General features: G+C 55.3%; 12 protein-coding genes. 7 read left to right on the plus strand and 5 right to left on the minus strand.

What is annotated here, in order from left to right:
• Positions 1 to 10: 10 nt before the first annotated feature.
• Entirely contained in the window at positions 11 to 1,012 is a 1,002-nt protein-coding gene (locus ACOQH0_RS04415; protein WP_420985737.1) for a hypothetical protein, read from the plus strand.
• Between the two features lie 72 nt (positions 1,013 to 1,084).
• Here the strand turns inward: ACOQH0_RS04415 and ACOQH0_RS04420 are convergent, their stop codons facing one another.
• From ACOQH0_RS04420 to ACOQH0_RS04440, 5 genes are all read right to left on the minus strand, one after another.
• Positions 1,085 to 2,833, minus strand: coding sequence for a TolC family protein (locus ACOQH0_RS04420; protein ID WP_421511623.1), 1,749 nt, complete (start codon positions 2,831 to 2,833; stop codon positions 1,085 to 1,087).
• Positions 2,834 to 2,837: 4 nt separating this feature from the next.
• The gene (locus ACOQH0_RS04425) at positions 2,838 to 4,187 is read right to left on the minus strand and encodes an HlyD family type I secretion periplasmic adaptor subunit (protein ID WP_421511624.1); all 1,350 of its coding nucleotides are present in this window, start codon (positions 4,185 to 4,187) and stop codon (positions 2,838 to 2,840) included.
• Complete coding sequence (locus tag ACOQH0_RS04430; RefSeq protein ID WP_089598139.1) at positions 4,184 to 6,433, minus strand: type I secretion system permease/ATPase; 2,250 nt, start codon at positions 6,431 to 6,433, stop codon at positions 4,184 to 4,186. Before ACOQH0_RS04430 ends, ACOQH0_RS04425 begins: the two co-directional genes overlap by 4 nt.
• A gap of 251 nt (positions 6,434 to 6,684) precedes the next feature.
• Positions 6,685 to 7,311 (minus strand): hypothetical protein, encoded by a 627-nt coding sequence (locus ACOQH0_RS04435; protein ID WP_172701319.1) that lies wholly within the window; start codon positions 7,309 to 7,311, stop codon positions 6,685 to 6,687.
• Positions 7,312 to 7,504: 193 nt separating this feature from the next.
• Positions 7,505 to 8,167 (minus strand): helix-turn-helix transcriptional regulator, encoded by a 663-nt coding sequence (locus tag ACOQH0_RS04440; RefSeq protein WP_108415648.1) that lies wholly within the window; start codon positions 8,165 to 8,167, stop codon positions 7,505 to 7,507.
• 966 nt (positions 8,168 to 9,133) lie between these two features.
• On the opposite strand from ACOQH0_RS04440, the gene ACOQH0_RS04445 reads away from it, so the two are divergent.
• The 6 genes from ACOQH0_RS04445 to ACOQH0_RS04470 are packed head-to-tail and all read left to right on the plus strand — an operon-like array spanning position 9,134 to position 15,297.
• Positions 9,134 to 9,853, plus strand: a complete 720-nt coding sequence (locus tag ACOQH0_RS04445; protein ID WP_010427872.1) for a FadR/GntR family transcriptional regulator — start codon at positions 9,134 to 9,136, stop codon at positions 9,851 to 9,853.
• Complete coding sequence (locus tag ACOQH0_RS04450; RefSeq protein ID WP_010427874.1) at positions 9,850 to 10,863, plus strand: ABC transporter ATP-binding protein; 1,014 nt, start codon at positions 9,850 to 9,852, stop codon at positions 10,861 to 10,863. The genes ACOQH0_RS04445 and ACOQH0_RS04450 overlap by 4 nt, the downstream gene beginning before the upstream one ends.
• Entirely contained in the window at positions 10,860 to 11,942 is a 1,083-nt protein-coding gene (locus ACOQH0_RS04455; RefSeq protein WP_421511626.1) for an ABC transporter ATP-binding protein, read from the plus strand. Before ACOQH0_RS04450 ends, ACOQH0_RS04455 begins: the two co-directional genes overlap by 4 nt.
• A gap of 2 nt (positions 11,943 to 11,944) precedes the next feature.
• A complete protein-coding gene (locus tag ACOQH0_RS04460; protein ID WP_212474067.1) occupies positions 11,945 to 13,459 on the plus strand; it encodes an ABC transporter substrate-binding protein in 1,515 nt (504 codons plus the stop codon).
• Between the two features lie 18 nt (positions 13,460 to 13,477).
• Entirely contained in the window at positions 13,478 to 14,419 is a 942-nt protein-coding gene (locus tag ACOQH0_RS04465) for an ABC transporter permease (RefSeq protein ID WP_008500268.1), read from the plus strand.
• Positions 14,420 to 14,421: 2 nt separating this feature from the next.
• A complete protein-coding gene (locus tag ACOQH0_RS04470) occupies positions 14,422 to 15,297 on the plus strand; it encodes an ABC transporter permease (protein ID WP_421511627.1) in 876 nt (291 codons plus the stop codon).

Consider the following 15,297-nt stretch of genomic DNA (forward strand, 5'->3'; position numbering starts at 1 on the left):
TGGTCGAGATATGATTCCAGATTATTTAACGTTCATTCGCTTTCAGGATAAAAGGAACCTTCTTTTTATCTCTATCGTGACCTTGATCCTGATGGGTTTTTACTGGAAAAACGCCGGGTTTTCCTTTACCCGGCAGGATGCCTGGCTGGCGAGCGGTATTTTTGCGCTGATTCTGTATAGCTTCATTGCCGATCTCAAGGCGTTCTGGGCCTATAAGTGCGTGGTCAAAAATGTCGATTTATCTGTGTTTCTGCAGAAAGAGAATAAGCCGGTGAATGCGATGATTGTCGAACCTGTGATGGTGCTCGCGATCGCCACGCTGGTTTTCGCAGGCATTATTGCACTGATGCTCACCCTGGCTCAGCCTGGGATCGTGCTGCTGACGCTGGCCATCGTCGCGCCGTTCATCGTCTGGGGAATGTTCGCAGCGATGCGTTCGATCTACATCCGACAGGTCATCGCCTCGGCGCGGGACAAAGGGAAATATAAACGTCTGTCCCATTATGTCGCCATTGCTGTCGTCATGTCCGTCGTCATGAACCTGCTGACGATTAGCCCCTTACGGAACAGTGAACAGTTCGATCGCTATGGCCGTTACTTCACCCTCGAGTCCATCATTACCATGCTGGTGCTCTGCGCGGTGGTGATGGCCATTAATCTGCTGTTTTTACGGTTCACGAAGCGGTATATCTTCCTGGGGCATCTTTTCCTTAACGAGATCGACCTGTTTTTCTCCCCGACGATCCCCTGGCGCAGCCTGTCCGGAAAACCTTTGTGGCTGAGGCTGGTGATGCTGGTGGGTGTGGAGTTTGTCTGGTCGGCCGTGGTGGGATTGCTGCTCACGCTGCTGGGGTGGAAGGTGTGGTTTGAGGTGTACTTCCTGCTGAGCTACCTGCCTTGTCTGGCCTATTACACCCTCCACGCCTGGTGGAAATGGCATAACGATTTCATGATGTCGAGCGACATGTATTTGCGCTGGGCGGAGATCGATAAAGAAAACGCCCTTTGGTAAGACACGAAGGGCAATAAAAAAGCCAGACCCTCAGCAATGAGGGTCTGGCTTTTTTTATCAGGTCGATACGGCTCAGGCTATCCGCATCCAGGTGAGCATCATCGCGGCGCTGGCAATGACGTTCACGTTGGAAATGTACCCGTCATAACGATTATTAATGGCGGAAAGCTGGTTGTTAAAGTGGTCGTTTTCAGCGGTCAGCACATCAAGCAACGTGCGTTTTCCCAGGTGATACCACTGCTGGTAGAACATCTGGCGCACGCGGTCAGTTTCGCCTGAGAGACGCTCGTAATCATCTGCACGCAGGAATGATGAGTCGCGTACCTGCACCTGATAGTTAATCTGATACTCCAGATCGCGGTAGCTCACTTCATATTGCTGCTGCGCCACGTTGGCTTTTGCGCGGGCCGTCATCTGAGCGGCGCGCTGAGAGCCGCCGCTAAACGCCTCCCACTCCACGTTCAGGCCGGTATACCAGCCCGCTTCATTACCGTTACCGTCCTTGGCGGTGCTCTTGGAGACCACCCAGTTTACCTGCGGCAGCGCAGCCGATTTAATGCTTTCTGCTTCCGATTCCGCCGCGCGGACTTTGGACTGCAGGTTAAGCATCATCGGGTTCTTGTCCAGCGAGCCGATGGCGACGGATGCCGGGATAATCGTATCCTGCCAGCTCAAATTCTCTGGGAGCACAGGCTCTGCACCAAGCAGGCGCACAAGCTTGATTTTACTGGCGCTCAGCTGATGCTCGATGTTGTCGAGACTCGCCTGAGCGGACATCAGTTTCGCTTTCGCCTGCACCAGTTCGCTTTCTCTGCCGCGGTCCGCCTGGGTGATTTGCGACAGCATGTTGACCAGCTCTTTCATGCGGCCAACATAGTTCTTCGCCACCTGTTTACTTTGCTGGTACCGACTCATGTTCATCAGCTCGGACACGGTGTTATAGGCCAGCTGCTCGCGAGAATACTCTTTGGAATAGCGGGCCGCTTTTGCCGTTTCCAGCGAGTTATCGACCTGATGGCTGATTCGTCCCCAGTCGATCACGGGGGTGTTGACGGATACCGTCCCGCTGGAGTCGCTGATATGCGTATTGTTGGACGACTGGCGGTCTCCCCCCACGGTTGTCAGCGGCGACGTTACGCCCAGCCGCACCTGCGGCATACGCTGGCCTTTGACCTGATCCACCATGTAGTCCGAGGCCAGAACCTCAGAGGAGGCCGCACGCAGCTCAGGGCTGTACGCCAGCGCTCTTGCTACCATGCTGCGCAGAAATTCCCGCGAATCATTGGTGCTGGCACCGTTGAAATAGCCGTGCGACATGCCGCTGGTGGCGCGGGGGCTTGCCGATGCGCCCTGTTGGCGAACGTTCGCGTAGGCCGGTTCGGGCTTATAGTATTCTTTAACGGGCGGGAAGAAATCGTAATTCGTTTTCAGTGCCGCTTTGTTACTCGTACTGTTCTCGAGCGTCGGCTCAGGTGCCACAGTTTGCTGCGTCGCGGCGTAGCTTGCCGGTCGTGATGCGGGGTACGTTTGCGTAGGTACGGTTTTATGCGTACTAGCGTACTGCGACTGCGTGCGCATCGAGGGCAGCGAAGTCCGTTGAACCGTCCCCGGCGTGCTCGCGCGTACCGCAGGCTGCGCTGGCGTCTGCGCGGCGCGGGTTAACTGTGACTGTGTGCGCATCGGCGGCAGCGAGGACAGGTCTTTTTTAACATGCGCCACGTCAGCCGCGTGGAGCGGAATGACAAAAGAAGAGCAGGGCAAACAGAGTGCAACCGCAGTGGCTACCCTGGCCCAACGACGCTCTTTACGTGCCTTAACCATAAAATTATCTCTCTCTGAATGCTTCGCGCGCTTTCAGTATCGGTTTGAGGATGTAAGACAAAACGGTCTTCTCCCCGGTTCTGATTTCAACGTTCGCCACCATGCCTGGTATGATTGGGAACTCCTTGTCTTTAACCTGCAGTGCCGCCCGATTGGTGCGGACGAAGACCCGGTAATAGGTCGAATCGCCACGTCCCTGACGCGCTTTTTCCTCATCAATCAGGGTGTCGGAACTCAGGTGCTCGACGACGCCGGTTAACCCGCCGTAAATGGCGTAGTCGTAGGCGGTAATTTTTACCGTGGCGGGCAGCCCCGGATGGATAAAGGCCACATCGGACGGTTTGATTTTGGCTTCGACCAGCAGGTTATCTTCGAGCGGGATGATGGTCATGATTTCCGCCCCTTGCTGGATAACGCCGCCGCGCGTGGTCACGCGAATGTTGTTGACGGTGCCGCGTACCGGCGCAACCACCGTGGTTCGGTTCATCACATCCTGACGCCCGCGCAGGATCTCTTCCGCCTGCGCCAGTTCAGATTCCAGCCGGTTAAGCTCGCTGTTGGCGTCGGAGCGGAAGCGGTTGGTCCGCTCTGCGATCTGCAGGCTGAACTCGTTGGCCTGACGCTTCAGGCGCAGGATCTCCACATCTGACATCAGCCCTTTACGGGCCAGCGGCTCTGACAGGCTGACCTCGTTTTGCGCCAGGGACAGGCTGCGCTGTAAGGCCTGAACGCTCTCGTTCAGGGTTTTGAGGCGCGCGTTATAGGCCTGGGTTTCATCACGCACGATAGACTCAATTCCGGCGATATCGGGCGGGAAGGACAACGGCGTGTCGTAAGCTTCCGCGCGGAGACGGGCAATGCTGCCCTTAAGCCCCTGCACTTTAGAGAGGGATTCACCGTAGCTGGCCCCGGCGCGGGTCGGGTCAATTTTCAGCAGAATTTGCCCTTTCTCGACGATATCCCCCTCCTGAACGTTCAGCTCCTCAAGAATGCCCCCTTCCAGGCTCTGAATGAGCTGCTCGCGGCTGGCCGGGATCACTTTGCCATCGCCACGGGTGATCTCCTCAACCCGGGCGAAATGCGCCCACACCAGCGACACCACCACCACCAGGGCGATGGTGTAGAGCATGATCATGCTGAACGGGGTTTTCTGTGCGATCAGCGCGCCCTGCAGGTCATTCATGAATTTCAAATCGTCTGCTTTGACCTTTCCTGTGGCCTGCGGTTTTTGCACTGCCAGCTGCGTTTTCCCGCCGTTGCTGTCTACTTTTCTCAATGCCGTGGAGGATGCATCCGTCCCGGAGTCGGCCTCTCCCTTTGAGGCGTTATGATTCACTTCGTCCTCGTTCATCATCCATTTACACCTTGTTTCTGTTGCTTCTCTTCAACCGAATGCATCGCTTGTTTTTTCTTCATCACATTCTCATTCAGGCTGGCCATCACCTGATCTTTTGGCCCGTCTTTCACGACATGCCCGTCTTCCAGCACAATCAGACGCTCAACCAGGCTCAGTACCGACATGCGATGGGTCACAATGATCAGCGTTTGCCCTTGCGTCGCCTCTTTGAGCCGACGCAGGAACAGCGTTTCGGTCATGGCATCCATTGAGCTGGTGGGTTCATCCATCAGCAGGACCTTTGGGCGCAGCAGCAGGCAGCGGGCCAGGGCGACAAGCTGTTTTTGTCCACCGGAAAGGCAGTTGCCCATTTCGCCAATTGGCATGTCAAAACCCAGCGGGTGCCTGGCGGCCACGTGATCCAGCCCGGTCAGACGCACGACGCGCAGGAACTCCTCCGTGCTTACGCCGGGGTTGCCAATGATGATGTTGTAGCGCAGCGTGCCGAAAAAGAGACGGCAATCCTGGCCGACATAGCCCACCGCGGCTCGCCAGTCCGCCGGATCGATCTGGGTGGCATCTACGCCGTCAATGAACATCTGGCCGCTGCTTTGTTGATACAGGCGGGCCATCACACGCAACAGCGTCGATTTTCCGCTGCCGATTTTGCCCAGCACGGCGATTTGCTCACCGGCTTCAACATTGATGTTGATGTTGTCGAGGATGCGCGGCGCAACCATCATGCCCGGCACCGGATAGGTAAAGCCCACCTTGTGGAGGCGCATGCTGCCGGTGAAATTCGGCGTCGGCAGATAATTGAGCAAGGCATCGCGGTCGGTCGGTGTTTCCATCAGCTGGTTCAGCGATTTCAGCGCGGTTTTGGCATGCTGATAGCGCAGCGCTAACCCGACAACCGACGCCAGAGGTGCAAGCGAGCGGCTGGAAAGGATCACCACCCCAATCATCGCCCCCATCGACAGCTCGCCAGCGTGAATGAGATACACGCCAAGAACGACGATGCAGACCGTCGTGATTTGCTGCACGAAAGAGACAAAGTTGGTCGTCAGCATCGAGAGATAACGCGTTTTCATCGACGACGCGGCTGCCAGAGCGCTGAAATCATCCCAGCGTTTTTGCATCACCCCTTCGCCCTGTGCCGCTTTCAGCGCTTCCAGCCCTTCAATGCTCTCAATCAGCAGACCCTGCTTCAGTGAGATTTCGCGGACGTTCTCTTCCATGTAGCGGCCCAGCGGCCACTGGATGATGATGCTGACAATCAAAATCAGCGGCATCGCGACTAACGGCACGATCGCCAGCGGGCCGCCAATCAGGTAGATGACGAACATGAAGAGGGCGCAAAACGGCAGGTCGGACAACGTTGCCAGCGTTGCTGAGGTAATAAAATCGCGCACGGCCTCAAAATCACGCAGCTGGTTGGCAAAGGTGCCCGAGGACTGTGGCTTGTATTCCATTCGCATCGACATCACCTGACGGAACAGTTTTGCCCCGAGTATCAGGTCCGCTTTTTTCCCGGCGATGTCGATCAGGTAGGCTCGAATTTGTCGGCTACAAAATTCAAATACAATGGCAATTACCACGCCAATCGCCAGCGACCACAGCGTTACGTAGGCCTGCGTGGGAATGACGCGGTCATAGACGTTCATGGTAAAGAAGGTGCCTGCCAGCGTGAGAATGTTCGCCAGCAGTGCGGCCAGCGCCGCGCTGTAGAAGTAATGGCGGTAGCGCCATAGCGTCGAATAGAGCCAATGCCCTTCCGCCTGAGCCTGCGGCAACAGCTGGTCGTCTGCACGCTCGTCCAGCGTCGGCTTGCGCGTCGTGACGAGGGCATAACCGCCGTAGACGTCGTTTAACTCCGCCTCCGTCACGACAACGGTTCCTTCGTTTTCCGGTACCACAATCTTATAAGTATGTTCTCCGCGCTTTCCGTTACGCGCGGTAAGAATGCAATAGGTCCCGTCTTTACGTGCTATCAGTAAAGGAAATAGCCACGAGGAGAGGGTGCTCAGATCGCGCTTTACCCAACCGGCCGATATTCCCATCTGGTCAAGCATGCGCAATGCCATTTCTGGCTCAAGCTTGTCGCTTTTTGGCAGGCCAGCATAGAGGACTTCTTTGCTGGCAAACTTAGCATGATGTGTACAAAGCCATTCAACACCCCACAGAAGGGAATCTTTTCGGGGATCTTCAATATTATTGAAGTCGTGCTCTGAATTAATTTCAACGGTGGAAAGATGCGTGCTCATTATCGAATCCAGACCTGTAGTGACGTTCCTCACTTAGAATTAAAAAAGTAAAGAATGTGCGATTTAAAAAACGACCAGAAACATCCATGAATACGATGAGTGGTAGCGGATTGTTTATGCTGAAAATACAAGCGCTGGCAATATCTTAGTGTATGAGTTAAGCATCAGGCACACAATAAGGATAAGTAACCACTCGCTTAGGAATAATTTACATCCCGGCAGGTAAATGTCTGTTTCCTGCGTATTACTATTCAACTGGCAAGTCTTGAAATGGGAACGCCAAGTTTATTCTCTATACGTATTTTCATGGCATAGATATTTTTTACGTTAGTCGCATTTTTCATGGCAATTTTTTTCGGCAGTTGTCCCTTATACAATTCAGCAAAAAGTGCATATTCATTTGCACTTAACTTTGCCTTTTTCTCCGAGGGGCGTGTGATCTTGCCCATAAAAGATTGATTAATCTTGGTTTTGATATCTTCTGTCACATCATCATGAAAAATGACCGCGCTAATGACCGTTTCGCTCGTATCGTTGTAAAACCAGTAGTGCGCGACAGCGGCCATTTTTTTATCCGTGATTAAAATCAATCTGGAGTTTTTAAACTGACTTAACCAGTTGTTTGTTAAGAAGTAATTTATGTTTTTATAGTTAAAGTCAATAACCACAATAGGCTGTGAAATTACTTTTGAATTAATATTGCTAAAATACTGCAGCAGTCCCTCAATCAGGAATGAGTTATTCTCTGGCCAAATGTAAAATTCTACACCGGTACACTCTACATTCTTTTTTGTTTGTACAGATGTATAGACGCATTTATTCACGCATCCATAGCAGCGCATTGCGTTGTCGTGGTGTTCAATATTATTAATAATCACTCTATCCATTAAGTTAAACGCAGTGCGTCCATATTATAAATATTAAATTTGATATAATATATCAACATTCATCTTAAAATTGCATTACGGATGAAAACGGGTGGCAGTAAGATTACTCGCGGTCGTACCAGGAATTTTCGACAGCGAGTATTTTACTGCATGATGTCATGCCAGCCGTTTTTTTCAGTATACTTCAGCTTGCGAGTCGCGTAATTGACACACCCAGCTTGCGTTCGATTCTGTTTTTCATCGCATAGGTGTTCTTGACACTGGTTCCGTTTCGGTATGCGATTTTCTTGGGTGTCCATCCGTTGAAAAGAAACGCAAACAGACTGTATTCATTCTGGCTCAGTTTTGGCCTGCTGCCTGCGGGCTTAATCGTTTTCGCGAGGAAGGTTTTCTGCAGTTTTGTTGCCACCTCCTCGGCCGTGTCGTCATAAAAGATCACCGAGCTAATCGTCGTGTCGGACGTGTCGTTGTAAAACCAGTAATGGGCAATGGCGGTCATCTTCTTATCGGTGACAAGAATCAGTCTCATGTTCTTGAACTGATCCAGCCAGTTGTCTGACAGGAAGTAATTGATGTTTTTATGGCTAAAATCAATAATCACCACAGGCTGAGTAATGTATTTATCATTTACGTCAGTGAAATAATGACGAATGCCTTCAACAAGAAAACTATTATTGTCAGGCCAGATGTAATACTCAAGACCCGTGCACTCTTTAATTTCATGCAGTGCGGAATTGTCAAAATGACATTTTTTATCACAACCATAACAATGCATAGATGGCGTATGACAGACGGGCAGTCTATCAGTGGAAGATAAATAGATTGGGTTGTTAGTCGCACTGTACATATTTTACCTCACACGCACTGAATCGATACATTAATAATGAGAAGATGTTTAGCGAAATTGCTTTCGTTCTTTAGGAATAATCATACAGACCACCAGGTAAAATTCTTAATTAAATAATATGAATTGTCACACTGGCATTCTTATTAAGAATTAAATGATTAAAAAACAGTTACTTGTAGGGGTTCTTAAATGAAAATGTGACATGTGAAATGTTTATTTAGCGTTGTGGTTGTTGTCGTTTTGTTGATTTTTGATGATGCGCTCTTTACGTCGTGGAATGTATATTGAGATATCGGCAATATCGACCGTTACGTCCCTGGACTTTATTAACTAAAGTAATCAGAGTTAATCGTTTAAATATCTGAAATGGTCTGTTGGCAAAAATAAAAAAATAGAATAATGACAAGCGTATTTTAATGGTCGGGATCGGCGAAAGAAGATGGTGAAGATATCAATAATGAGAACGCTCGCCCCCAGGGTTGAGGGATCCCCACAAAATAATGCCGGCAAAGACGACTCCTCTCCCTTGTGGGAGAGGGCTGGGGTGAGGGGGAACATACGGCTGTGGGGGTTATTCTGTTCACTTTAAGTTCCTCGCTACTAAAAATTACTGGGGATCCCTCAACCCCCAGGGGGCACAGTTGCGCATATGACATAATCATTGGTTAACATATCAAAAACAATTTAGGTGCATAATATTAACAATTGATCGTTTTTGGTGCATGTATCGCACTATTATTGTGCATTTCCTGGCATGTACGTGTGTTGGCGTGTGTCTGTGCCCGACCGAGTCGATTAAAATAATATATTAAAAATCATCGCCTTAATTTTACCCCTGTCATTTATATTTGAACCAATGGCGAATTGGTTCGTTTATTGCTTAATCATTAGCACGATAAGTAGCACGTCATATCAATAACTTATCGTTAATAAAAATAAAGTCATGATGAAAGCGAGCGAACCAATATGGAAAAACCGTCACGGTTTCTGGCCAATTCCAGCACCGCGCTTGAGCAACTGCGCGGGCTAATCAACCAGCACGAGTCAACACCAGGCATTCCGCTGCCCACGGAACGTGAGCTGTCGGATACTCTCGGCGTAGGGCGACGTGAAGTCCGTCGTGCGCTGGACGTGCTGGAAGAAGAGGGGCGTATCTGGCGAAAGCAGGGGAAAGGGACCTTTATTGGCCCGGCAGCCCCTGTTGAACCGCTGGCCCTTCAGGGATTGGTTCAGCAGACTAACCTGCTGGAAGTGATGGAAGCTCGTCTACAGCTTGAACCCGGCTTAGCCCGGCTTGCGGCACTGCGTGCCACCAGGGAAAACCTCGCGCTCATGCAGCGCATGCTGGAACGCATTGATAAGGTCAGCCCGGATGACCGCGATCTCAACGAACTGTGGGATAGCGCCTTTCATCGCGCCATTGCCGAAGCCGCAGGCAACCGCCTGATGCTCGGGCTTTTTGATGCGATTGATGCCGTCCGCCGGGAACCCGGCTGGCAGCATCTGCGTGAACTTGCCCGTACGCCTGAACGTGTCGACAGCTACAACGACCACCATCACAAGATCATGTCCGCGATTATCCATCGTCAGCCTAATGAAGCAGCCGCCGCGATGCGCGAGCACCTGCTCAGCCTGCAGGCCGCGCTGATTCAGGCGATCCACCTTGAGGACGATTTCACGCTATGACGACCATACCCTTTAAGGACGCCACGCCCGTATTGCGGCTAAATAATCTCAACGTCAGGTTTTCCGGCTCGCCGGTGAGCGTGCTTGACGGCATTTCCCTGACGGTCAAAGCGGGCGAAACGCTGGCGCTGGTGGGGGAGTCCGGCTGCGGAAAAAGTATCACCTCATTAGCGCTGATGGGGTTACTGCCCGCCAGCGCGCAGATTGTCAGCGGTGAGATGCAGTTTCGCCGTCATGACCTGCGCAAGCTCTCGCCGCGGGAATATGCCGATCTGCGCGGCAGCGAGCTGGCGATGATTTTCCAGGAGCCCATGACCTCGCTCAATCCGGCGTTTACGCTGGGCGATCAGCTCAGCGAAGCGGTCATACGCCACCAGAACGTTTCGCGCGCCGAGGCGATGAAGGTCGCGCTGCAGATCCTCGAGAAGGTGCAGATCCCGGCGGCAGAGATGCGCCTCAGAGCCTATCCGCATCAGCTCTCCGGCGGCATGCGCCAGCGGGTGATGATTGCGATGGCGCTGATCAACCACCCTAAACTGCTGATTGCTGATGAGCCCACCACCGCGCTCGACGTCACCATTCAGGCGCAAATCCTCGCCTTGCTCAACACCCTGAAAGCGGAAACCGGCACGGCGGTGTTGATGATCACCCACGATTTGGGCGTGGTGGCGGAAGTCGCCCAGCAGGTCGCGGTGATGTATGCCGGGCAGGTGGTGGAGCAGGGCAGCGTCGAGGCGATATTCGCCGACCCGCAGCACCCGTACACCATCGGCCTGATGGGCTCGATTCCTTCTCTCGGGGCGCGTAAAGGGCAACTCTCGACGATTCCCGGCGCGGTACCGCTGCCGGAATCCATGCCTGAAGGCTGCCGTTTCGCAACGCGCTGCCCGTTTGCTCAGACGCGCTGCCACGCTGAAAAACCGCAGCTTACTACGCTCGGCGCGGGCCATCAGGTTGCCTGCTTCCGCGTGCCGCTCGAACAGCACATTGCCCTGGGAGAAATCGCATGACCATCCCCATTCTTGAAGCCCGCGACCTGAGTAAACGCTTCCCCGGTCCGAAAAAGCTCTTTACCCCGGCACGCTTTGTCACGGCGGTCGATCGCGTCTCACTTTCGGTGATGCCGGGCGAAACCCTGGCGATTGTCGGCGAGTCCGGCTCCGGGAAATCTACCCTCGGACGTCTGCTGCTGCGCCTGCTGGCTGCCAGCGAAGGGCGCGTGTTTTATCAGGGGGAGGAGATCTCCGACGCCTCCGGTGCCCGTCTTAACCAGCTCCGGCGCGAGCTGCAGATTATCTTTCAGGATCCCTTCGCCTCGCTGAACCCGCGCATGACGGTGGAGCAGATTGTCGGTGAGCCGCTGTGGCTGCATCAGAACATGAAAAAAGCGGACCGCCAGTACCGCGTCGCCGAACTGCTTAAAACCGTTGGTCTGCCTGCCGCCTGGGCCGGGCGTTACCCGCACGAGTTTTCCGGCGGGCAGCGCCAGCGTATCGGCATTGCGCGCGCGCTGGCCTCGGGACCGAAGCTGCTGCTGGGCGATGAGCCGGTATCCGCGCTGGACGTCTCCGTTCAGGCGCAGGTGGTCAACCTGCTGGAAAGCCTAAAGCACCAGCTGGGGCTGACGATGGTGATTGTCGCCCACGGTCTGGCGGTGATCCGCCATATGAGCGATCGCGTGGCGGTCATGTACCTTGGGCAAATCGTTGAGCTTGCCACCGTCGATGAGATTTTTGACGCACCGCTGCACCCCTATACCCAGGCGCTGATTGCGTCTGCACCGCAGATGCAGCCGGGCGTTGAGCGCGATGCGCCGCTGCTGCAGGGGGATCTGCCCAACCCGGCCAGTCCGCCGTCCGGCTGCCGTTTCCACACCCGCTGCCCGTACGTTACCGATGAATGCCGCCAGGTCGAGCCGATTAATCAGGTGCTCGACGGGGGGCGTCAGGTTGCCTGCCACCGCTGGCAGGAGATCAACCGCGATCGCAGCGTTATCCAGATTGCTCCGCCATCCGCCGCTTTCCTGCGCCGCCGCGCGCTGTTTGAACACGCGGCCACTCACTCGTCCCTTCCTTTAAGGAACTCATGATAATGACAATGCGTAATTCTCTTTTGACCGTACTGGGAAGTGTTATGTTGCTTGGCGCGGCGCTGCCCGCCCATTCTGAAAGCGTGCTGCGAATCGGTCTGGGCGCTGACCCGGACATGCTCGACCCGCATCTGGCGCGCACCTACTATGGCCGCTTCGTCTTTGCCTCTCTCTGCGACAGGCTGGTGGACGTGGATGAAAACCTGAAGGTTGTCCCCGGTCTGGCTAAAGACTGGGCGTGGAGCGAGGACGGTAAAACCCTGACGCTCAATCTGCGCGACGGCGTGACCTTCCACGACGGTGAGAAATTCGATGCCGCCGCCGCAAAATACAACCTCGACCGCGCCCTGACCCTGAAAGGCTCCCTGCGTAAAAGCGAGATCTCCTCCGTTGAATCGGTCGAGGTCACCGGCCCGATGCAGATTGCACTGCACCTGAAAACGCCGGATGCCGCGCTGCTGATGCAGCTCACCGACCGCGCCGGGGCAATGATGGCACCTGAAGCGGCGAAAAAGCCTGACTTTGCCGCCCACCCGGTCTGCTCCGGCCCGTATAAATTCGACAGCCGTGTGTCCCAGGACCGCATCGTTCTGACCCGCTTCGACAACTACTGGAACAAAGGCGCTTACCACTTCGACAAAATTATCTATCTGCCGATCCCGGATGCCTCCGTGCGCCTCGCGAACCTCCGCGCGGGCGATCTTGATCTGACCGAAGGCATCGCCGCCAGCGACGTTAAAACCGTCGAAGCCGACAGCAAGCTGGCGCTGGCGAAGGTGACCGGTCTGGGCTATCAGGGCATCACCTTCAATATCAACAACGGCAAGGTACCGGCGAACGACCCGTTCAAGGACGCTCGCGTGCGCGAGGCGTTTTCTCAGGCCATCGACCGCGATGCGTTAAACCAGGTGGTCTTTGAGGGGCTCTACACCCCGGCCAACCAGGCGTTTTCACCGGTCAGCCCGTATCACGTTAACCTGCCGGTCCCGCCGCGTGACGTCGACAAAGCCAAAGCGCTGCTGAAAGCGGCAGGCATCACCGCGCCGCTGACCGTCAACCTGCTGGTGCCGAACAACCCAACCTCGCAGCAGGTGGGTCAGGTATTGCAGGCGATGGTCGCCGAGGCCGGTTTCACCCTGAACCTGCAAATGACTGAATTTGCCACGCTGCTGGATCGCCAGCAGAGCGGTGACTATCAGCTGAGCTTCTCCGGCTGGTCGGGACGCCCGGATCCGGACGGCAGCATCTACGGCTTTATCAACAGCAAAGGCACGCTGAACGACGGCCGCTACAGCAACGCGCAGGTTGATGAATGGCTGACCCAGGCGCGCCAGAGCACCGACCAGACCGCACGCCAGCCGCTGTACGACAAGGTGGTTAAGCAGCTCCAGACCGATATGCCGATTGCCTACCTCTACTTCGAGCCGCGCATTTTTGGCCTGAACAAAAGCGTGCAGGGCTTTAAGCCGTACCCGGACGGCATCGTGCGTCTGGCCGGTTTGACGCTGGCGAAATAAACGTCCTGAGGAGAACCCATGCTGGAACTGATTTGCAAACGTCTGCTGCTGGCCGTCCCGACGCTATTGCTGGTGAGCATGATGGTGTTCGGGCTGCAAAAGCTGCTGCCCGGCGACCCGCTGATCGCCATGGCTGGGGAGGAGCGCGATCCGGCCGTCATCGCCCAGCTGCGCGCGGAGCTGAACCTCGATGCGCCGATCCCCGTGCAGTATTTCCACTGGCTGACGCGGGCGCTGCAGGGCGATCTGGGCGTCTCCTTACGCACGCACGAACCGGTGACGCAGCTGATCGCCAGCAAGCTGCCGGTTACGCTGGAGCTGTCGCTGCTGGCGATGATTATCGCGCTGGTGTTTGGCATCAGCATGGGGATCCTCGCGGCGGTGAACAAAAACAGCTGGGTCGATCACGGGGCGAACTTCGTGGCGATCTCGGGGATCTCGATCCCGCACTTCTGGCTGGGGATCCTGCTGATTCTGGTCTTTTCGGTGAACCTGCAGTGGCTGCCTGCCTCCGGCTACGTGCCGTTCAGTGAAGATCCGCTCCAGAACCTGCGCACGCTGCTGCTGCCCGCGTCCGTGCTCGGAACGGGGCTCGCGGCAACGCTGATGCGCCACACCCGTGCCTCGATGATTGCGGTACTGAAGGCGGACTACATCCGCACCGCGCGGGCGAAAGGGCTGCTGCCGAAGGCGGTGATCCTGAAGCACGCGTTCCGCAACGCGCTGGTGCCGGTGATCACCCTCACCACGCTGCTGTTCGGCGAGCTGCTGGGCGGCGCGGTGCTGACCGAGCAGGTCTTCACCATTCCGGGCTTCGGCAAGATGATCGTCGACTCGGTATTTAACCGTGACTACGCGGTGGTGCAGGGCGTGGTGCTGATCGTGGCGATTGGCTTCCTGATGCTCAACCTGCTGGCCGACGTGCTCTACGTCCTTATCAACCCGAAAATGCGAGGTTAACCATGGCGGAACTGACAACGCAAACCGTTGCCCCCGCGCTGCCGCGCGCGCAGAACCGGGTGCTGAAGAAATTCCTCGGCAATAAAAGCGCGGTGATTGGCGCGGTGGTAGTGGGGTTCTTTGTGCTGGTGGCGCTGCTGGCACCGTGGATTGCCCCGTTCGACCCGGTTAAAGCCAACTTTCTGGCGGTGCGCAAAGCGCCGTCGGCGATGTACTGGTTCGGCACCGACGAGCTGGGGCGCGACATTTTATCCCGCATTATCTGGGGGGCGCGCACCTCGCTGATGGCGGGCTGTATGTCCGTGGTGATTGCGGTGGTTATCGGCGTGCCGCTGGGGCTGGTGGCGGGCTACTTCCAGAAGATGTGGGACGGGGTGATCTCGCGCTTTATCGAGGCGCTGCTGGCCTGTCCGTTCCTGATCATGGCGATCGCGCTGGGGGCATTTTTGGGCCCGAGCCTGACCAACGCGATGATCGCCATCGGTCTTTCGGCGATGCCGATCTTCGCCCGCCTGACGCGCGGACAGGTGATCGCCATTCGCAACGAAGAGTACATCGACGGCGCGCGGGCGATTGGCCTGCCGGATCGCTGGATCATCATTAAATACGTCCTGCCAAACGTGATGTCACCGATCCTGGTGCAGGCCACGCTGGCGATTGCCTCGGCGATTATCGCCGAAGCCAGCCTGTCGTTTTTAGGGCTGGGACAGCAGCCGCCCAATCCGTCCTGGGGCTCCATGCTCAACACCGCGAAAGGGTTTCTTGAGCAGGCGCCGTGGATGTCCGTGTTCCCCGGCATGGCGATTTTCCTTGCCGTGCAGGGCTTTAATTTACTCGGCGACGGGCTGCGCGATGCGCTCGATCCGCGCCACGACTAA

The organism is Enterobacter sp. JS8-1, assembly GCF_049187015.1.
Classification (GTDB): Bacteria; Pseudomonadota; Gammaproteobacteria; order Enterobacterales; family Enterobacteriaceae; genus Enterobacter; species Enterobacter mori.